The following is a 19,261-nucleotide window of genomic DNA, read 5'->3' as shown; positions in this document are numbered from 1 at the left end:
CACCCCGTGGGCAGAGCTTCACGCACCGCGCTCGCAACATTAGATCCTGCGAGCGTGAAAACGAACACAGAAGCTGCGACCGAGAACAGTGAACCACGTCGGACGGCGGCGCGACAGTCGACGAGACAACAACTTCGTAAATATCCTCGCGGGCTCTGTCCGCCCGTTCTTCTACGATCGACACGAGCACCGAGGGAGTGAGAGACAGTGAGCACGACGACCGACGCACCGGCCTCCTCGTTCGGCGGAATGCTGCTCGGACGAGCGCTGGCGGGAACGCCGCCGGGAGAGTCTCCGCTGACCCACGCGGCGGAGCTGCCGGGACGTGAGTCCCGGTACGCCGCATGGCCGCAGTGGCTCGAGCCCGCGGTCGTCGAGGTCTTCCAGGACTGCGGGATCCCGCAGCCGTGGACCCACCAGGCAGAGGCCGCGTCGCTCGCGTGGTCGGGCCGCAACGTGGTGGTCTCGACGGGCACGGCATCGGGCAAGTCGCTGGCGTACCGGATGCCCGTGCTGTCCCGTCTGTCGACCGACGCGCGCGCCACCGCGCTCTACCTCGCGCCCACCAAGGCGCTGGGGGCAGACCAGCTTCGGGCTGCAGTGGACATGACGGACTCGCTCGCCGCGCGGGGCTTGCCGGACATCGCACCGAGTGCGTACGACGGCGACACACCCCTCGAGGTGCGCCAGTGGGCCCGGGCGAACTCACGGTGGATCTTCACCAACCCCGACATGCTGCACATCTCGCTGCTCAAGGGCCATCAGCGGTGGGCGCACTTCTTCCGCAACCTGGCGTACGTCGTCGTCGACGAATGTCATTCGTATCGAGGGGTGTTCGGCTCCAACGTCGCCCTGATCCTGCGACGACTCCGGCGCATCGCCGCGCGCTACGGCGCCGCGCCCGTCGTCGTTCTCGCCAGCGCCACCGCGTCGAATCCCGGGGCTGCGGCCAGTCGCCTGGTCGGTGCACCGTGCGAGGAGATCACCGAGGACGGATCTCCCCACGGTCCCCGGACCGTCGCCCTGTGGGAGCCACCGCTTCTGGACGTCACGGGTGAGAACGGGGCGCCGATCCGGCGCGCCGCCGGTTCCGAGGCCGCACGCATCATGGCCGACCTCGTCGTCGAGGGCGCCCGAACACTGACGTTCGTCCGTTCCCGACGCGGCGCGGAGCTGACGGCACTGGGTACCGCGCGGCTGCTCGCGGACGTCGATCCCGATCTGCCGCAGCGCATCGCGGCATACCGGGCCGGATACCTCGCCGACGACCGCCGCGAACTAGAGCGGTCGCTGTCCGACGGCACCCTGCTCGGCGTGGCCACCACCAACGCACTCGAGCTCGGCGTCGACATCGCGGGGCTCGACGCCGTCGTCGTCGCCGGCTTCCCGGGGACGGTCGCGTCGTTCTGGCAGCAGGCCGGCCGCTCCGGTCGCCGCGGCCAGGGATCGCTGGTGATCCTGGTGGGCCGGGACGACCCGCTCGACACGTACCTCGTGCACCATCCGGCCGCGTTGCTGAACAAGCCCATCGAGGCGACGGTCACCGATCCCACCAACCCCTACGTGCTGGGGCCACAGCTGCTCTGCGCGGCCATGGAACTCCCGCTGACCGACGACGAGGTGATCGAGCTCGGCGCTCAGGACGTCGCGCAGTCCCTCGCGGACCGGGGTCTGCTCCGCCGTCGGCCGCACGGGTGGTACATCACCGCGGACGCGACCCCCCATGCGGCGGTGGACATCCGGGGCGGTATCGGGTCGCAGATCGCGATCGTCGACGGCTCCACCGGACGCATGCTCGGCACCGTCGACGCCGGCCGCGCGCCCTCGACGACCCACCCCGGCGCTGTCCACATCCATCAGGGCGAGTCGTTCGTCGTGGACACGCTCGACTTCGAGGAAGGCCTCGCGGTGGTGCACCCCGAGGAGCCCGAGTGGACCACCTCGGCGCGCGAGATCACCGACATCGTGATCGAGGACGTGCACGAACAGCAGTCGTACGGGGAGGTCGACGTCGCGCTGGTGCAGGTCCAGGTGAGCCACCAGGTGGTCGGATACCTCCGCAGACTGCCGTCCGGAGAGATCCTCGACTCCGTGGAACTCGACATGCCGATGCAGGAACTTCACACGCGCGCAGTCATGTACACGATCACGCCGGAGTTGCTCGAGTCCGCCGGCGTGACCGCCGAACGTGTCCCCGGGTCGCTCCACGCGGCGGAGCACGCGGCCATCGGTCTGCTGCCCCTCGTCGCGACATGCGACCGATGGGACATCGGCGGCGTGTCGACGGCACTGCACGCCGACACCGGTCTGCCGACGGTCTTCGTCTACGACGGGTACGACGGTGGCGCCGGATTCGCCGACCGCGGCCACGCCGTCATCGGCACCTGGCTCTCCGCGACCCGCGAGGCCATCGCGTCGTGCGAGTGTGTCTCGGGGTGCCCGTCCTGCGTGCAGTCACCCAAGTGCGGCAACGGAAACGATCCGTTGGACAAGGACGGCGCCGTGCGCGTGCTCGACGCCGTCCTCGCCTGTCTGGAGGGTTAGGCAGACACGGTGGCCGGTTCGCCGAGCGCCACCGGTAGCGTGCGGAACCCGTGCAGCACACGGGTGTCCCGCTTGACGCCGGTGCCGGCGGACGACAGATGCGGGAAGCGGTCGAACAGCGTGCGCAGTCCCACCTCGCTCTCCGCGCGCGCGAGTGCGGCGCCGAGGCAGTAGTGGCGCCCACCCGAGAACGACAGGTGCTTGTTGGCGTTGGACCGACCGACGTCGAAGGTGTCGGCGTCGTCGAAGACCTGCGGGTCCCGATTACCGGCCGCGAGGACGCACACCACCAGATCGCCGGCCTCGAGGTCCATGCCTTCGAGGGTGACGGAACCCTTCGCGACGCGGGCCGTCATCTGCACCGGCGACTCGAGTCGCAGCATCTCGTCGACGGCCGTTCCCCACAGCGACGGATCGTCCTGCAGTCGCGCGAGCTGGTCGGGGTTGTTCATCAGCAGATTGATGCCGCTGCCGAGCAGGTTGACCGTCGTCTCGAACCCTGCCGCCAACACCAGACCCGCGGTGGCGCGGAGTTCCCGGTCGTTCAGGTACACCCCGTCCTCGGACGCCGCGATGAGCTGACTCATCAGATCGTCGCCCGGGTTGTCGCGCAATCCCGCGATGTGGGTGGCGAGCCACCGGTCGAAGCCCTCGAGGCCCTGCTCGACCTCGCGGAACTGCGGCCACGTCAGACCGACGTCGAGACTGGGCGCCGCGAGTTCGCCGAACTCGAGCACCTTGTCGCGGTCCGCCTCCGGCACGCCGAGGATGTCACCGATGACGGCGACCGGAAGCTTGGCGCAGTACGACGACACGATGTCGACCGTGCCGCCGCCCGCGGCCACGAGTTCGTCGAGAAGCGTGTCGGCCACCTGCTGCACGTTGTCGCGCATCGCGTTGACGGCGCGCGCGGTGAACACCGACGACACCAGCTTGCGGTAGCGGGTGTGCGAGGGCGGCTCGACCGACAGCAGCGACGGCGGCGCCAGCGGGTGCAGAGCGGCGGTTCGCGTGCGACGCTCGATCGCCCGCAGCGGCTTCGGGAGATTGCCGCCCACGACGACGGTGCGGTAGTCGTCCGAGCGCAGGAGGTCGAAGATCAGCCCGTGGTCGACGGTGAGGTAGGCGACGCGGCCCTTGACGATCTTTCCCCGGTCGCGAATCTCCTGGTAGACGACACCGGGGTTCGCGCGAGTCACCGGATCGGCGATGAGCTTGGCCTGCGGGTCACCGATCTTGATGCCGCGTTTGGCGAAGAAGCGCACCACTCCGTGCACCGCGAACCACCGCAGCCGCGATCGTGCCTCGTCCTTGACGTCCGCCACTCTCGACATTCCGATTCCCCCGATGCTCGGCCTGCGATAACCCGGTTGCGCGTTACCGCACGTCACACGTGTGACTCACCTCATGATGCGCCGGTCACGACGCCGGTGTCTACCGTCGTGTCATGACCCTGCGTCGGAGCGTCGCCTCCTTGTGGATCGCCACAGTCCTCTACTGGCCGATGCAGGTGATCGTCTCGCGCTCCTGGACCACCCCGTACAGCTGGCGTGACGACGTCATCAGCGCCCTCGGTGCGGCGACGTGCACCGACTACTGCTCGCCCGATCACGTCGTCATGAACGCGACGTTCGTGGCCGTGGGCGGCGCCACCGCAGCGGGCGCGGCGCTCCTGGTACGTCCCTCGGTGGGCATCACCCGGACGGGGTGGATCCTCGTGGCGCTCTCCGGTCTCGCGACGTGCGCCGTCGGGTTCCTCCCGATGGACGTCGCACCGGTCCCCCACACCGTCGCGGCGCAGGTGCACTTCGGCCTGCAGCTCGCCGGAATGCTGTGTGTTGCACGATCCGTCGGTCGAGTCGCCTCGCGATTCACCTACGCCTGCAGTGCGATCGCCGTGGTGGGCGGCATCGCCTTCCTCAGCCCCGGGAAATGGGGACTGGGCTCGGGTGTCACCGAGCGGCTCGCCCTCGACACCCTGAACGTGTGGACCATCGGCATGGGCGTGCTCCTGCTGGCGCGATCGTGGAATCCAGGCCCCGGAATCCGGGGTCGATAGTCCACGATCACCGAGGCACCAGTTGCGTGTCTCTGTGAGGCGGGCTGCTGCACGAGCCGCCGTGGCCGCCAGTGTGAAGACCGGCCGCCCCGTCGCACCGGAAGTACGCAGGCTCGCCGAGTCGCGCTGACCGACATACCGAGGTGCTGGTCCACGATCACTGCTCCACCGGCCCCGCCCGCGCAGAGGCCACCGCGTCCCTCTCCCCGAAGCGCAGCAGCGCGATCCGCACCCGCACCCGGACCTGCACGTCCCACTCCTCCACCGCGCATCCGTCCAGCACAGCATCCATCCGGGCAGCCGACGCCGTCGCCGCTGCGCACCCTGCCTCGGACCCCGACGTCAGTGCGGCGGCACCCGCCAGCGCGGCGAGGTCCGCCGCCGACTGCGCCTGATGACGGGCCGAGACGGCGGCACCCACCGAGACCACCGCCGCGGTCACCACCACCAGCGCCGCCGTGACGAATGCCCCCACCACGGTCGCCGAACCGCGGTCATCCACCCGTCGGCTCCGCCGTCGCCACCGCACTCGCGGACACCGTCAACCCCGGCAGCGGCGACGACGCCTCCACCCGCACCGTCACCAGATCGCCGACGCGCGACACCGTCACCCGCGCACCGGGCGGGGCCACCACCGTCGCCGACGTCACCGCGCTCTCGTCTCCGAGCGCCGAGAGCCGGGCACCCTCCCGCGCCGCGTCGATGCACCGGATGTGCTCGGTGACGGTGACCAGCGCACCGAGGCACAACACCAGGACGGCGACGATCGACGAGATCGCCAGCGCCGCCTCGACCGTCACCGCCCCGCTGTCGCCCGTGAGACCCGAGTCCCCCGTCAGACCTGCGTCTGCAGCGCCTTGTCGATGATCGACGTCAGCGCGGTCACGATGCTGTCGCCCGTCACCACCGTGTAGAGCACGGCACCGAACGCCGCCGCCGCGATGGTTCCGATGGCGTACTCGGCCGTCGACATCCCGTCGTCCTCCCGCGCCACCATCAGGATGCGCGCGCCCACCTCGGTCAGGAACTTGCTCATGTTCTCCCCCTTCGTGTTCCGAGGAGGACGTTCCCCCTCGGCGTTCTCGGGCGGGGGTCACATCACCCCGCCGTTCAGGACGGACCCGGCCAGCCCGATCACCACGGGCACGATTCCGAGGCATACGAACGCGGGCAGGAAGCACAGCCCCAGCGGTCCGCTCACCATCACTCCGGCGCGCTCGCCCGCGGCAGCGGCGGCATCGTCGGCCCGCACGCGCAGATCGGCTGCCGCCTCGGCGGTCGCGTCGGCCATCGAGGTTCCCGACCGCGCCGAGCGGAGGATGACGCGTGCCACCGACTCGGTGTCGGGATGCGCCGCCAGCGCCGACCAGGCTGCATCGGGATCCGCTCCGAGAGTGAGCAACTGGGCGGCGCGGCGCAGTGCCGACGCCATGGGTTCGGGCGCGACGGAGGACACCGCCGAGGATGCGCTGCCGATGTCGAGTCCCCCACGGAGACAGGCGGACAGCAGGTCCAACGCGCCCGCGGTGGCGTGGTGGTCCGTCGGCGCCACCCCCACCGATGCGGAACCGTTCGCGCCCGGCACCCGGAGCCGGGCGCGCACACCGACGGCGGGCGGGAGCGCGAGCACCGCGGCGGCGAGGAGCACGAGAGTGATCGTCACGGTGCCACCTTCGCGACGATGGCGTCGGTCCAGAGCAGCCCGGCGCAGGCGAGGGCCACTCCGACGACCAGCATGATGCCGCCGGCGCCGCCTCCGGTGAGAACCGCGAGGGGCGCTGCGCCCATGGCCTGGCCGAGCAGGACGCCGACGGCGGGCAGCGCGGCGAGGACCATCGCCGTGGCGCGCGGGCCGGCCATGGACGCCTCGATGCGCCGGGCCGAGCGTCCGCGATCGCGCAGATCGGAGCGCACCGCGTCGAGCAGTGCCGCGAGACCCAGCCCGTGCACCTCGGCCACGCGCCACACGGCACCCACCCGGTCCCACGCCGGCCCGTGTCCGCCGACACGCACGGCATCCGACATCGTGCCGCCCAGTTCCGCACGAGCCGCGGCCGCGGCGAAGACGGTGCCGACCGGCCCGGGGTACTCGCGTGCAGCGGTGCGGCAGGCCGTGGCCGGGTGGGCTCCCACGCGGAGTTCGGCCACCATCGTCTCGAGCGCCGCCGCCAGGGTGTCCCCCGCGCGCCGCCGGTCCGCGCGCACGGCGGCTCGGCCGCGCCGCACGGCGACGGTTCCCAGCACGACGGCCACCGCGGCGCCCACCGCGGCACCGAGGCCCAGCGCTGCCACGCCTGCCGCCACCGGTATCCAGGCAGGCGCCGGCACTCGCACGGACACGAGCGAGTGTCGGCGCACCGGTCCGAGGCGCCGGCGCGCGTCCGTGCAGGGCAGCACCACCAGAGCCGCCGCGAGACAGACCGCCGCGAGCATCACGCGGACCCCTCCCGTCGGCGCAGGATCGCGGTGAGAGCGTCGAGTCCTGGACCTCGTTCCCGCGTTCGCGACCAGGCGTCGACCACGGTGCACAGCCCGCGGTCGTCCCGTTCGAGCACGCCGATGGACGACAGCACACGCTGCCCGCTCGGCGTGCGGGCGGTGTGCAGCACCACCTGCACCGCGGCGGCGAACTGGCTGTGCAACGCCGCCCGGTCCATGCCACCGAGGGCCGCCAGCGCTTCGAGTCGTGCGGGTACCTCGTCGGGCGAGTTGGCGTGCACGGTGCCCGCACCGCCGTCGTGTCCGGTGTTGAGCGCGGTGAGCAGGTCGACGACCTCGGCACCGCGGACCTCGCCCACCACGATGCGATCGGGACGCATGCGCAGGGCCTGACGCACCAGATCGCGCACTCCCACCTGGCCCACTCCCTCCACGTTCGCGGGCCGGGCGACGAGCCGCACCACGTGGGGGTGCGAGGGCGCCAGTTCGGCGGCATCCTCGACACAGATGATGCGCTCGGCCGCGTCCACCTCGCCGAGGAGTGCCGCCAGCAATGTCGTCTTGCCGGTTCCTGTGCCACCGACCACGAGGAAGGCCAGGCGTCCGGACACGATGCGGCGCAACAGATCCTCGGCGCCGTCGGCGAACGCCCCGGTCGCGGCGAGGGCCGAAAGCCCCTGTGTCGCGGGGCGCAGGACGCGGAGCGACAGGCACGTCCCGCCCTGCGCCACCGGCGCGAGAACGGCGTGCAGTCGCACTCCGAACGACCCGGGATCGATTCCGGGCAGACGACCGTCCACCCACGGCTGCGCATCGTCGAGCCGCCGCCCGGCCGACAGCGCCAGCCGCTGGGCGAGGCGGCGCACGGCGGCCTCGTCCCCGAACCCGACGCCGGCTCGCCGCAGACCCTGTCCCCGGTCCACCCACACGTCGTCGGGTCCGGTGACCAACACGTCGGTCACGCCGGGCTCGCGCAGGACGGCGTCGAGCACGCCGGCACCGCGGAACTCGGTGTCCAGGAGATGCAGTGCGCGCAGCAGATCCGCGTCACCGAGCACGCCGCCCGCCTCGGCCCGGAGCGCCTCCGCGATGAGGGCGGGCGTCGGATCCCGGTCGGCGTCGACGAGGCGCACCCGGACGCGATCGAGCAGATCCGTCGACACCCATCCCGTCATGTCGTGGGTGCCGAGGTGAGCAGTGCCAGGACGTCGCCGGCAGCTCGCGCCAGGGGAGATCGGCGGCCGAGGACCAGTCCACGCCCGTCGAGCATCGCGGCGAGTCGACGCTCGGGGCGCACGGAGGCGAGCAGGGGAAGACCCACCACGTCGGCCACCTCCGCGGCCGTCAGTCCGGACGGCGCGGGACCGCGGACCACCACTCCCACGTTGGCCGATGTCGAGGTGATCGACCGGGCGAGACACTGCGCCGCCGCGGCCGACCGCACCGTCGCCGGGACCAGCACGACCACCAGATCTGCCGCCTGCACGGACATCTCGTGAATGGGGCCTGCGCGCGGTACGTCGCACACGACGACCTCGCCCGCCGTGACTCCGGCGTCGACGACGGCGCGCCAGGCCGCTGCCGTGATGGTGTTCGTCTGCTCGCGCCGGGTCGAGAGCACCGCCAGATCGCCGCGCCCGGGCAGCGCGTGATGCAGTGCGTCGGCCGTGACGGTTCCGCCGTCGATCACCAGTTCCGGCCAGCGCAGGCCCGGTGTGCCGTCGAGTCCCGTGACGAGGTCCATCCCGCCGCCCGCCGCGTCTCCGTCCATCAACACGGTGCGCCCGGACCGGGACGCGACGACGGCCGATGCCGCGGCGAACACGGACGCACCGGCGCCGCCGCAACCGCCCACCACCGTCACGACCACACCGCCACCGACGGGGACGCGTGCGGCCGCGGACAGCACCCCCATGAGATCGGCCTCCTGCTCCGGCAGCGCGAGCACACGGGAGGTGCCGAGCCGCGACGCGCTCTGCCAGGCCTCGACGTCCGCCGGTCCGTCGGTCACCACGACGACACCGGGATGCCTCGGAAGGTGTTCCCGCACTGCTCGTTCGGCAGCTGCCGTTCCCAGCACGACGATGTCCGAGGACTGCCACAGCGCGCGGTCCGGCAGCGCGCCGAGGTGCGTCGACTCCCGACCCGCGGCGGCGGCGATGCGCCGGACGCGATCGGAGAGTGCGGCGTCGGGCAGGATCACCAGGAGTGCTGAATCGAGGTCGGTCACGCCGTCGATCGTGCGGCGTCCGCGGTCGGTCCGCCAGGGCGACGAGCCGAACCTGTGGACAACTCGGTACCCGGGGACGGCGCCTGCGCCAGCGCGGAGAAGGTGCTAGCGCACCGGAAGTAGGGGACGACCCCCGCCAGGGGGGGAGGAGGCGGGGGTCGTCGGAGTTCAGCCCCGGGGGGTCGGGCTGAACACGCCCGGTTCGCGACCGGGTAGTCGAAATCTTACACCGCCGACCACCCGCACCGACACGGACGACCGTCGGTCCGTCGCGCCGTCGAAGCAGGTGGAGACACCGTGACCCGCGATCCACCTCCGGGCACCCTTAGGCTGACGGGGTGAGCACACCCCTCCGCCCGGACGCCCCCGGCCGCGTCGCCGCGTTCTTCGATCTGGACAAGACGATCATCGCCAAGTCCTCGACGCTGGCCTTCAGCAAGCCCTTCTTCGACGGGGGTCTCATCAACCGCCGGAGCGTGCTCAAGAGCAGCTACGCGCAGTTCCTGTTCCTGGTGTCGGGCGCGGATCACGACCAGATGGAACGGATGCGCATCCACATCGCCAACATGTGTACCGGCTGGGACGTCGAGCAGGTCCGAGCCATCGTCGCCGAGACGTTGCACGACATCGTCGATCCGCTGGTCTTCGCCGAGGCTGCCGACCTCATCGCCGACCACAAGCTGCGCGGCCACGACGTCGTCATCGTCTCGGCCTCCGGCGAGGAGGTCGTGGCGCCCATCGCGGAGGCTCTGGGCGTGGACCACGACATGGGTACCCGGATGGCCGTCGAGGACGGCAAGTACACGGGCGAGCTCTCGTTCTACTGCTACGGGCCCGGCAAGGTCACCGCCATGGAGGAGTTGGCCGAGCGCGAGGGATACGACCTGTCTCGGTCCTACGCCTACTCGGACTCGATCACCGATCTGCCGATGCTCGACGCGGTCGGACATCCCACCGCGGTGAACCCGGATCGAGGCCTGCGCCGCGAGGCGTCGGCCAGGGGATGGCCGATCCTCACGTTCTCCGACCCGGTCTCGCTGCGTGCCCGGTTCCAGGCCCCGTCGTCGGGCACGGTGGCCGGCATGGCCGCCGTCTCGTTCGGCGCCCTGGCCGCGGGCGCCGCGACGTACACGCTGCTGCGTCGGCGACGCTGAATCGATCGGGTTCGCAAAACCCTTGCTGTGGCGCGAGTCACAGAGTACAAATGGTCGTACGGGAAGACGGAAGGCCAAGAGCGGGCCGGAAGAGAAGGATCGCTCTCCCAGCCGGGCTTTCCCCAGCACGACCGATCAGTACCCACGCGTAGCGCGCCGCTATGATGGCACAAGCGTTGTGGGCCTGCGAAAGTCGCGCATCAGGGATGAGAACTTCGCACTGGTTGCGGACACGAGTCCCGGGCGCACGATTTCTCGCCGAGGCCTCGCGGAGTCCGCTCCGCCGCAACCCACTCTGCACGCCTGGTAACCGACGTTCGTGCTGACGGGCGACGTCGTCGAGGTGAGAACTCGGCAGCGTCGCCCGTTTCATGCGTCAGACGGAGTTGTCCGCGATGGTGGTCGCCTCGGCTGCTCCGGCCTCGAAGGTGCCGCAGCACAACAGCACCCAGCTCCCCACGCCCTGCTCGGTGCCGCGGGCGAAACCGTCGGCGCCGGTGCGGTACGCCGCGAGCCGCTTCGCCCAACTGATCTCCGGGACCCCGAGATTGTGGGGGTCGAAGCCCGTGGACACGGCCACCAGCCGCGAGGCCGCCCGGGCCACGATGCCGTCGGCCGTGCCGAACGGCCTCAGCGCCAACAGTTCTCCGTGCACCACGGCGGCCAGCACCGGGGCGGGCGCCTTCGTGGCACCGGTCACGAGATCCGCCAGGAACGCGAGGCGGTCGGCTGCGTCCGCACGGGGTCGTCCGAGATCGTCCTGTGTCGTCGCCAGGTCCGCGGCGGCCAGGAGGTGCAGCCGCGCGAGTGCCTGCAGCGGCGCCCGCTGCCAGACGCCCACCATGATCGGCAGGGAGTCGCCGTCGAGAGCCTGGGCCACCCGGAGCGCGCCGGCGAGCAGGGGCGGGGCGGCCTCACCGTCCTCGGGCATCGCCGTGGAGGAACCCTCCATCGCGGCGGAGGCGCGCGCGGCCCGGACCGCCGCCTCGGCTGCCGTCGCCTTCCATCCGCGCCGGTTGGCCTTGTGCCGGTGCACCTCGCCCAGCGCGTTCCGCGCTCGCTCGGCGGCGTCGCGCACCCCCTCGAGCTCCAGGATCGGGCCGAGGGGATCTGTGGCTGAGCTGGTCATCCGGTCAGGCTATCGGTGGTCCTACGTCGCGGCGGATCCGGCGTTCCGCTCGGCAGCCATCAACTCGGCACGCTCGCGGCGCCGGACGGCCTGCTGCTCCGGGTCCGGAACGGGCACCGCGGCGAGCAGCCGCTTCGTGTACGGGTCGGCCGGCGAGCGCAGGATGGTGTCGGTCCGATCGAACTCCACCAGCTTGCCCGCATTCATGACGGCGATGCGGCGAGCCAGCACCTCGACCACGGCGAGGTCGTGGCTGATGAACAGGCATGCGAAGCCGTACTCCCGCTGCAGCTCCTGGAAGAGCTCGAGCACCTTGGCCTGTACGGACACGTCGAGCGCGGACGTCGGCTCGTCGGCGACGAGGAGGGTGGGTTCGAGAGCCAGGGCGCGGGCGATGCCGACACGCTGGCGCTGACCACCCGACAGCTGATGCGGGTAGCGGTTGCGCATGTCCCGCGACAGGTGCACCTGATCGAGCAACTCCTCGATCTTGGTGTTGCGCTGACCACGGTCCATCTCGGTGTGCAGCAGCATCGGCTCGCCGATCGACTGGCCGATGGGCCACCGCGGGTTCAGCGACGAACCCGGATCCTGGAACACGATGCCGACCTTGCTGCGCACCGGACGCAGGTCGCGGGTCGACATCGACGTGATGTCCGTTCCGGCGATGGACAACGACCCCGAATGCAGCTTGAGCAGGCCGACTGCTGCCTTGCCGATGGTCGACTTGCCCGATCCGGACTCACCGACCAGACCGACCACCTCGCCCGGCTCGATGGTGAGGCTGACACCGTCGACCGCGCGGAAGCCACCGGAGCGACGCGAACCCGGGTACTCGATGACGGCGTCGACGAGTTCGAGCGCGTACCGCACGTCGGGGGTGTCGTCGGTGCCCGCCTGCCCGGTCCGGGAACCGAGGTGGGGCACGGAGGCCAGGAGTTCGCGGGTGTAGGCGTGATCGGGACGATGGAAGATGTCGCCGGAGGTGCCCTGCTCGACGATGTCGCCACCGCGCATGACGAGGATGCGGTCGGCCATGTCGGCGACCACGCCCATGTCGTGGGTGATGAGCAGGATCGCCGCGTCGACCCGACCGCGGAGGTCGCGCATGAGCTGCAGGATCTCGGCCTGCACGGTCACGTCGAGTGCCGTGGTCGGCTCGTCCGCGATGAGCACGGACGGCTCGGATGCCAACGCCTGGGCGATCATCGCGCGCTGGCGCTGGCCACCGGACAACTGGTGGGGGTAGTACTTGACGCGCTTCTCCGGCTCCGGCATCTCGACGAGCCGCAGCAGCTCGATGACACGGTCCTTGGCCTGCGCCTTGCTGAGCTCGCTGTGCGCGCGGATGGCCTCGGTGATCTGCCACCCGATGGTGTAGACGGGGTTCAGAGCCGTCATCGGCTCCTGGAAGATCACGGCGATGTCCTTGCCGCGCACCGAGTTCAGCTCACGTTCCTTCAGGCCGATCAGTTCGCGACCGTTGAGCGTGATGCTGCCGCTCACGCGGGCGTTGTCGGCCAGCAGGCCGGGCACCGCCATGGCGGTGGTGGACTTACCCGAGCCCGATTCGCCGACGATGGCGAGGATCTCGCCGCGAGCGAGGTCGAACGAGACGTCGCGCACGGCGGTGCGCCAGGTCTTGTCGACTTCGAAGTCGATCGTCAGATCCGAGACTCCGAGAATCGGGCCGGTCTTGTCGTCACTCATGTCCGTCAGCTCCGTTTCGGGTCGAGCGCATCTCGCAGCGCATCGCCCATGAGGATGAAGGCCAGCACGGTCACCGACAGGAACCCGGCGGGGAAGAGCACCAGGTGCGGCGAGGTGGAGATGTAGTTCTGGCCGAGGTTGATCTGCAGGCCCCACGAGATCGCCGGCAACTGCAGCCCGATACCCAGGTAGGACAGCGTGGCCTCGGCCGCGATGAACGTGCCGACGGCGATGGTCGCGTACACGAGCACGGGTGCGAGGGCGTTGGGCAGGATGTGGCGGACCAGGATGCGGAACGTGCTCGCGCCCAGTGCCTGTGCGGCCTGCACGTACTCGCTCTGCTTGATCGAGATGACCGACGAGCGGACCAGCCGCATGGCCGTCATCCACCCGAAGGCGATGAGGGCCAGCGCCACCGTGGTGACGGTCCGCTCACTGGTGACGGTGAGCAGGACCAACGCGCCGAGCAGGAGCGGGATGCCGAAGAAGATGTCGGTGAAGCGGGCGAGCAGGCTGTCGAGAACGCCGCCGAAGTACCCGGCGAGCGCGCCGATCAGGACGCCGATGATCAGCACGCCGATGACGGCGAGCAGTCCGATGGTCAGCGAGATGCGGGCGCCGTAGATGACGTTGGCGTAGTAGTCGCATCCCTGCAGGTCCGTTCCGAACCAGTGCTCGGAGCTCGGCGAGAGCCGGGTGTCCGACAGGTCGCAGGCGCGCGGATCGATCCCGCGAGCGAACAGCTGGGGCACCACGGCCATCAGGACGAGCACCGCGGTGATGACGGCACCGAACCAGAAGAAAACGCTGCGCCGCAGCTTCTTCCACGCGTTACCCCACAGGCTCGCCTGGCCGACCAGCTCCTGTGCCTCACCGGTCACGACGTTGCCCGGCTCGCCCTCGGCGGCGACATGCTGTGCATCGTTGGTCATAGCGCCTACTCGTATCGAATTCGGGGATCGAGGAGCGCGTAGAGCACGTCCACGACGAGGTTGAAGAAGATGTAGAAGAAGACCATCAGCGTGACGATGCCGACGACCACCGCGCCTTCCTGACGCTGCACGGCGTCGAAGATCGCGCGTCCGAGGCCCGGCAGGTTGAACACCGACTCGGTGACGATGGCGCCGCCCAGCAACGCACCGATGTCCGCGCCGATGAACGTCACGACGGGAATCATGCTGTTGCGCAGTGCGTGACGCAGGACGATGCGCCGGTACCCCACGCCCTTGGCGCGGGCGGTGCGGATGTAGTCCGCCGCCATGGCCTCCGACACCGCGGACCGCGTGAGACGCGCGACGTACGCCATGGACAGCGACGCCAGGACCAGGCCGGGCAGCAGGTAGCTGTACCACCCGTCGTTGATACCCGCGATGGGGAACAGGTCGAACTTGTAGCCGAAGAGGTACTGGGCGACGAAGCCGAAGACGAACACGGGAACCGACACCAGCAGCGTCGTCGACACCAGCACGAGGTTGTCGAAGAAGGAGTTGCGGCGCAGACCGGAGAGCACACCGGCCGCGATGCCGATGACGGCCTCGAAGACGATGGCCACGATGGTCAGCCGCACCGTCACCGGAAGACGCTGGGAGATGGTGTCGAGCACCGGGCGCCCGGCGAAGTCGGTACCGAAGTCACCCTGCAGGAGCCCGCCGACGTACTTGACGTACTGCACCAGGAACGGGTCGTCGAGGTTGTACTGCGCACGCAACTGCGCGACGACGGCCGGGGCGAGCGGGCGATCGCCCGCGAGCGCGCGGATGGGATCACCGGGAAGGGCGTACACCATCGCGAAGATCAGGAACGAGGCGCCGATCAGGACCGGGATGGTCAACAGCAATCGGCGCGTGATGAAGCGACCCACTGGGTTCTCCTCTTCGGGGTCTCACGGTTCACGCGTCGGTGGGGCGCCCTGCGTCTGCACGGCGCCCCACCGAGTCGAGAGAGAGGTCAGCTGACCGTGACGTCCGCGACCTCGATGTCACCGAACAGGTCGATCTTGACGTTGTCGACCCGCTCGCTCCACACGGCCTGGTTCAGACCGTAGAAGAGCGGAGTGGCCGGCAGGTCGCGGAACAGGATGTCCTCGGCCCGCTGGTACTCGGTCGTCGCGGCGTCGATCGACTCCGCGTTGTTGCCCTGCGAGAGGGCGGCGTCGAACTCCGGGTTGGAGTAGAAGCTGACATTCGAGCCCGCCGGCGGCAGTGCTGCCGAGCTGTAGACCGGCGACAGGAAGTTGTACAGCGACGGGTAGTCCATGATCCAGCCCGAACGGAACGGACCGGTCATGCCCTGCGCGTCCTGCAGCGGGAGGTACTGCGCGAACTGCAGATCGCCGCGGAGCACGTAGTCGACTCCGAGGTTGGTGCGCAGCTGGTTGCCCACGGCGGTCATCCAGGTGTCGTGTGCCGCACCGGCGTTGAACCACAGCTCCACCGGCTGCGACCGGTCGAAGCCGGCCTGGTCGAGCAGCGTGTTGGCCTGAGCGGCGTTCAGCTCGCACTTGGTGCCGCAGGCATCGTCCCGGTAGCCGTCGACGACGGGCGAACCGAAGGAGGTGGCCGGCGTGCGGGTGTTGGTGAAGATGGCCTCGGTGATGGCCTGACGGTCGATCGCCATCGAGAACGCCTCACGCACACGGGGGTCCGAGAAACGCGGGTCGTAGGTCGGGAACGCGAGCGAGGTGATGTCGGGGCGAGCGCGCTCGCCGTACCGGTCACCGAACTGGTCACGTGCGGTCGCCCAGGCGTCCGGCGGCAGATCCAGCATGACGTCGAGGCCGCCGGCCTGAACGTCGGTGTAGCCGGTGCTCAGCTCCGTGTAGACCTTGAACTGCACGCCCTGCGACTGTGCCGGGTTCTCACCCTTGTAGTCGTCGTACTTGGTCAGGGTGATGCCCTGGCCCTCGACGAAGTCCTCGTCGGCCTTGAACGGGCCGTTGCCGATCGGGCGACGTCCGAAGGCGTCGGGATCGGTGAAGAACGCCTCGGGCAGCGGCGAGAACGCGCTGTAGCCCAGGGTCACCGGGTAGATCGCGAAGGGCTCCTTCAGAGCCACGCGAATCGTGGTGTCGTCCACGGCCTCGAGGCCGGTCATCGTGGTCGCGGTGGGCTCGGCGCCCTCGGCGGCCTGCAGATCGTCGTAGCCCTGGACGTTCTCGAAGAAGTACGAGGCACCGAAGGCGTTGGTGCTCAGCGCGGTGTAGTTCCACGCATCGACGTAGGACTTCGCGTCGACGGGCGTGCCGTCGTGGAACGTCCAGTCCGGCTTGAGCTTGATCGTCCAGTTCTGCTGGTCGTCGGACTCGACCGACTCGGCGACGCCGGTGTACTCGACCTCGCTGCTCTCGTCGTTGTAGTTCACCAACGGCGTGAACAGGGCCTTGAGGACCTGGTTGCCCTCACTCTCGGTGGTGTTACCGGGAACGAGCGGGTTCTCGGGCTGGCCGATGTACAGGCTGTAAGTGCCCTCGGCGCTCGAGGACCCACCCCCGCCACCACACGCCGCGAGCATGCCCACGGCGGCGATGGCCACCGAGACCACCGCGATCGTCTTCTTGACTCTCAACATGTCCTCCATCGAATCCGGCACGAACAGGGTCGACTGCACGCACCGTCCGCGGGTGGTCCGCGGGTGTCGGGTGGGCCACGGGCGATGACCGGCGTGACCCGGATATTTGCTTGACTTTAGACACACTCACAAAGGTCTGTCGTGCACTCCCCCGAAATCGGAACGACCCGGGTCCGCCCCGAAATACGGACGTAACCTGACAGGACTGGACCTCACCGGTCAGACAGCCTGATGAGAGGCGATTTTGGTGTCTCGTCACCATCCATCGCTGCTGCACACCGCCCGTCGCGCAGAACGCACCTCTCGCCGCACGTCCCGGGTCGCAGCCCTCTGCAACGGTGCGGCGCCGGTCACACGTGACTACCCTCACAGTCGCGACACACCGAACCGACACACCAGCTTTTCCGAGAGGGGCCAGGTACCACGATGACCGAGACCGTGACCGACGACGGCGCGACCAGGGACACGGAATCGGAGCACCCGGTGTCCTATCCCCCGAGTGACGACTTCGTCGCGCAGGCCAACGCCGGATCCGAGCTCTACCAGGCGGCGAAGGAGGATCGCCTCGCGTTCTGGGCCGAGCAGGCGAACCGGTTGCACTGGCACACGCCGTTCGAGCAGGTGCTCGACTGGTCGGACGCCCCCGTCGCGAAGTGGTTCGTCGGCGGTGAACTGAACGTCGCCTACAACTGCGTCGACCGGCACGTGGTCGAGGGCCGCGGCGACCAGGTGGCGATCCACTGGGAGGGCGAGCCCGGGGACAGCCGCGAGATCACCTACTCCGACCTCCTCGCCGAGGTCAGCCGCGCCGCGAACGCCTTCACCGATCTCGGGCTCGTCTCGGGTGACCGCGTCGCCATCTACATGCCCATGGTCCCCGAGGCCATCGTCTCGATGCTCGCGTGCGCCCGCCTCGGACTGACCCACAGCGTCGTCTTCGCAGGCTTCTCGTCCTCCGCACTGCGCTCGCGCATCGACGACGCCGAGGCCAAGCTCGTCGTCACCACCGACGGCCAGTGGCGCCGCGGCAAGGCCGCGCCGCTCAAGGACTCGGTCGACGAGGCCGTGGACGGCGCCGCGTCGATCGAGCACGTCCTGGTGGTCAAGCGCACCGACATCGACGTGCAGTGGACCGAGGGACGCGACCTCTGGTGGCACGACACCGTCGGGTCCGCCTCCCCCGAGCACGAGGCGCAGGCGTTCGACTCCGAGCACCCGCTCTTCATCCTCTACACCTCGGGAACCACCGGTAAGCCGAAGGGCATCATCCACACCTCCGGCGGCTACCTGACGCAGACCGCCTACACGCACCACTACGTCTTCGACCACAAGCAGGGCAAGGACGTCTACTGGTGCACGGCCGACATCGGCTGGGTCACCGGGCACAGCTACATCGTCTACGGCCCGCTGGCCAACGGCGCCACGCAGGTGGTCTACGAGGGCACGCCCAACTCTCCCGACGAGCACCGGCACTGGAACATCGTCGAGAAGTACGGCGTCACCATCTACTACACGGCGCCCACGCTCGTGCGCACGTTCATGAAGTGGGGACGACAGATCCCCGACGCACACGACCTCTCCTCGATCCGCCTGCTCGGCAGCGTCGGCGAACCCATCAATCCCGAGGCGTGGCGCTGGTTCCGCGACGTCATCGGCGCCGGCACCGCCCCGATCGTCGACACCTGGTGGCAGACCGAGACCGGCGCGATCATGGTCTCGCCGCTGCCCGGCGTCACCGCCACCAAGCCGGGATCGGCCCAGACACCGCTCCCCGGCATCTCGGCAGCCATCGTGGACGACGACGCGAAGATGCTCGGGCCCGGCGGCAACGGGTACCTCGTACTCGACGAGCCGTGGCCGTCGATGCTGCGTGGCATCTGGGGCGACATGGACCGCTACAAGGACACCTACTGGTCCCGCTACGCCACCGAGGGTTGGTACTTCGCCGGTGACGGTGCGCGCTTCGACGACGACGGCGACCTCTGGGTCCTCGGACGCGTCGACGACGTCATGAACGTCTCCGGTCACCGCATCTCCACCTCCGAGGTGGAGTCGGCTCTGGTGACCCACCCCGGTGTCGCCGAGGCAGCCGTCGTGGGCGCGGCGGACGAGACCACCGGTCAGGGCATCGTCGCCTTCGTCATCCTGCGCGAGGGCATCGAGAACACCGGCGACGCGCTGATCACCGAGCTGAAGGCTCAGGTGTCGAAGGAGATCTCGCCGATCGCCAAGCCGCGACAGATCACGGTGGTCCCGGAGCTCCCCAAGACGCGCAGCGGAAAGATCATGCGCCGCCTGCTCCGCGACGTCGCCGAGGGCCGGGATCTGGGCGACACCTCGACCCTCGTCGATCCCGCCGTCTTCGACGCGATCGCCAAGGCCGGCCAGAAGTAACCACGCGTCACGCAGAGAGAGGGGCTCGTGCACCG

17 protein-coding genes are annotated in these 19,261 nt (G+C 69.7%); 4 read left to right on the top strand and 13 right to left on the bottom strand.

Annotated features, from left to right (window positions below):
* Positions 1 to 249: 249 nt before the first annotated feature.
* The gene (locus tag BR07_RS0118600; RefSeq protein WP_027506711.1) at positions 250 to 2,544 is read left to right on the top strand and encodes a DEAD/DEAH box helicase; all 2,295 of its coding nucleotides are present in this window, start codon (positions 250 to 252) and stop codon (positions 2,542 to 2,544) included.
* Here the strand turns inward: BR07_RS0118600 and BR07_RS0118595 are convergent.
* On the bottom strand, positions 2,541 to 3,878 hold the full coding sequence (locus BR07_RS0118595) for a cytochrome P450 (protein ID WP_027506710.1): 1,338 nt from the start codon (positions 3,876 to 3,878) through the stop codon (positions 2,541 to 2,543). The genes BR07_RS0118600 and BR07_RS0118595 overlap by 4 nt on opposite strands.
* A gap of 113 nt (positions 3,879 to 3,991) precedes the next feature.
* Here BR07_RS0118595 and BR07_RS0118590 point away from each other — a divergent pair, with 113 nt between their 5' ends.
* The gene (locus tag BR07_RS0118590) at positions 3,992 to 4,603 is read left to right on the top strand and encodes a DUF998 domain-containing protein (RefSeq protein ID WP_027506709.1); all 612 of its coding nucleotides are present in this window, start codon (positions 3,992 to 3,994) and stop codon (positions 4,601 to 4,603) included.
* Between the two features lie 157 nt (positions 4,604 to 4,760).
* Here BR07_RS0118590 and BR07_RS0118585 read toward each other — a convergent pair whose 3' ends face one another.
* Genes BR07_RS0118585 through ssd form a run of 7 tightly spaced genes read right to left on the bottom strand, consistent with a single transcriptional unit; the run spans position 4,761 to position 9,272 of the window.
* On the bottom strand, positions 4,761 to 5,105 hold the full coding sequence (locus BR07_RS0118585; RefSeq protein ID WP_037186496.1) for an Rv3654c family TadE-like protein: 345 nt from the start codon (positions 5,103 to 5,105) through the stop codon (positions 4,761 to 4,763).
* Positions 5,098 to 5,403, bottom strand: a complete 306-nt coding sequence (locus BR07_RS0118580) for a TadE family type IV pilus minor pilin (protein ID WP_197027832.1) — start codon at positions 5,401 to 5,403, stop codon at positions 5,098 to 5,100. The genes BR07_RS0118585 and BR07_RS0118580 overlap by 8 nt, the downstream gene beginning before the upstream one ends.
* A gap of 35 nt (positions 5,404 to 5,438) precedes the next feature.
* Entirely contained in the window at positions 5,439 to 5,639 is a 201-nt protein-coding gene (locus tag BR07_RS0118575; RefSeq protein WP_027506707.1) for a DUF4244 domain-containing protein, read from the bottom strand.
* 57 nt (positions 5,640 to 5,696) lie between these two features.
* A complete protein-coding gene (locus BR07_RS0118570; protein WP_027506706.1) occupies positions 5,697 to 6,266 on the bottom strand; it encodes a type II secretion system F family protein in 570 nt (189 codons plus the stop codon).
* Positions 6,263 to 7,036, bottom strand: coding sequence for a type II secretion system F family protein (locus tag BR07_RS0118565; RefSeq protein WP_037186587.1), 774 nt, complete (start codon positions 7,034 to 7,036; stop codon positions 6,263 to 6,265). The genes BR07_RS0118570 and BR07_RS0118565 overlap by 4 nt, the downstream gene beginning before the upstream one ends.
* A complete protein-coding gene (locus BR07_RS0118560; protein WP_027506704.1) occupies positions 7,036 to 8,217 on the bottom strand; it encodes a TadA family conjugal transfer-associated ATPase in 1,182 nt (393 codons plus the stop codon). Before BR07_RS0118560 ends, BR07_RS0118565 begins: the two co-directional genes overlap by 1 nt.
* Positions 8,214 to 9,272: a septum site-determining protein Ssd gene (gene ssd / locus BR07_RS0118555; protein WP_027506703.1), complete on the bottom strand. Its 1,059-nt coding sequence runs from the start codon at positions 9,270 to 9,272 to the stop codon at positions 8,214 to 8,216. Before ssd ends, BR07_RS0118560 begins: the two co-directional genes overlap by 4 nt.
* A 338-nt stretch (positions 9,273 to 9,610) precedes the next feature.
* On the opposite strand from ssd, the gene BR07_RS0118550 reads away from it, so the two are divergent.
* A complete protein-coding gene (locus tag BR07_RS0118550; RefSeq protein ID WP_027506702.1) occupies positions 9,611 to 10,426 on the top strand; it encodes an HAD-IB family hydrolase in 816 nt (271 codons plus the stop codon).
* 376 nt (positions 10,427 to 10,802) lie between these two features.
* On the opposite strand, the gene BR07_RS0118545 is transcribed toward BR07_RS0118550, so the two are convergent.
* The 5 genes from BR07_RS0118545 to BR07_RS0118525 form a co-directional block, all read right to left on the bottom strand.
* The gene (locus tag BR07_RS0118545; protein WP_027506701.1) at positions 10,803 to 11,555 is read right to left on the bottom strand and encodes a hypothetical protein; all 753 of its coding nucleotides are present in this window, start codon (positions 11,553 to 11,555) and stop codon (positions 10,803 to 10,805) included.
* Between the two features lie 21 nt (positions 11,556 to 11,576).
* Complete coding sequence (locus BR07_RS25445; RefSeq protein WP_037186494.1) at positions 11,577 to 13,265, bottom strand: ABC transporter ATP-binding protein; 1,689 nt, start codon at positions 13,263 to 13,265, stop codon at positions 11,577 to 11,579.
* Between the two features lie 5 nt (positions 13,266 to 13,270).
* Positions 13,271 to 14,197 (bottom strand): ABC transporter permease, encoded by a 927-nt coding sequence (locus BR07_RS0118535; protein WP_051613564.1) that lies wholly within the window; start codon positions 14,195 to 14,197, stop codon positions 13,271 to 13,273.
* 5 nt (positions 14,198 to 14,202) lie between these two features.
* Positions 14,203 to 15,126: an ABC transporter permease gene (locus BR07_RS0118530; RefSeq protein WP_027506699.1), complete on the bottom strand. Its 924-nt coding sequence runs from the start codon at positions 15,124 to 15,126 to the stop codon at positions 14,203 to 14,205.
* 86 nt (positions 15,127 to 15,212) lie between these two features.
* On the bottom strand, positions 15,213 to 16,829 hold the full coding sequence (locus BR07_RS0118525) for a peptide ABC transporter substrate-binding protein (RefSeq protein WP_027506698.1): 1,617 nt from the start codon (positions 16,827 to 16,829) through the stop codon (positions 15,213 to 15,215).
* A 429-nt stretch (positions 16,830 to 17,258) separates the two neighbouring features.
* On the opposite strand from BR07_RS0118525, the gene acs reads away from it, so the two are divergent.
* The gene (gene acs / locus BR07_RS0118520) at positions 17,259 to 19,226 is read left to right on the top strand and encodes an acetate--CoA ligase (RefSeq protein WP_027506697.1); all 1,968 of its coding nucleotides are present in this window, start codon (positions 17,259 to 17,261) and stop codon (positions 19,224 to 19,226) included.
* The last annotated feature ends 35 nt before the right edge of the window (positions 19,227 to 19,261 follow it).

This window comes from Rhodococcus sp. UNC23MFCrub1.1, assembly GCF_000686025.1.
GTDB lineage: Bacteria > Actinomycetota > Actinomycetes > Mycobacteriales > Mycobacteriaceae > Rhodococcoides.
Note: the sequence above shows the minus strand (reverse complement) of the source record. Positions and strands in the feature narration are given on the sequence as shown.

What these genes read in the sequence shown, in the direction of transcription:
- BR07_RS0118545 (WP_027506701.1), bottom strand. Translation starts at nt 11,555, where the DNA reads ATGACCAGCTCAGCCACAGATCCCCTCGGCCCGATCCTGGAGCTCGAG.
- BR07_RS0118560 (WP_027506704.1), bottom strand. Translation starts at nt 8,217, where the DNA reads ATGACGGGATGGGTGTCGACGGATCTGCTCGATCGCGTCCGGGTGCGC.
- BR07_RS0118590 (WP_027506709.1), top strand. Translation starts at nt 3,992, where the DNA reads ATGACCCTGCGTCGGAGCGTCGCCTCCTTGTGGATCGCCACAGTCCTC.
- BR07_RS0118595 (WP_027506710.1), bottom strand. Translation starts at nt 3,878, where the DNA reads ATGTCGAGAGTGGCGGACGTCAAGGACGAGGCACGATCGCGGCTGCGG.
- acs (WP_027506697.1), top strand. Translation starts at nt 17,259, where the DNA reads ATGACCGAGACCGTGACCGACGACGGCGCGACCAGGGACACGGAATCG.
- BR07_RS0118600 (WP_027506711.1), top strand. Translation starts at nt 250, where the DNA reads ATGCTGCTCGGACGAGCGCTGGCGGGAACGCCGCCGGGAGAGTCTCCG.
- BR07_RS0118565 (WP_037186587.1), bottom strand. Translation starts at nt 7,036, where the DNA reads ATGCTCGCGGCGGTCTGTCTCGCGGCGGCTCTGGTGGTGCTGCCCTGC.
- BR07_RS0118535 (WP_051613564.1), bottom strand. Translation starts at nt 14,197, where the DNA reads ATGACCAACGATGCACAGCATGTCGCCGCCGAGGGCGAGCCGGGCAAC.
- BR07_RS0118575 (WP_027506707.1), bottom strand. Translation starts at nt 5,639, where the DNA reads ATGAGCAAGTTCCTGACCGAGGTGGGCGCGCGCATCCTGATGGTGGCG.
- BR07_RS25445 (WP_037186494.1), bottom strand. Translation starts at nt 13,265, where the DNA reads ATGAGTGACGACAAGACCGGCCCGATTCTCGGAGTCTCGGATCTGACG.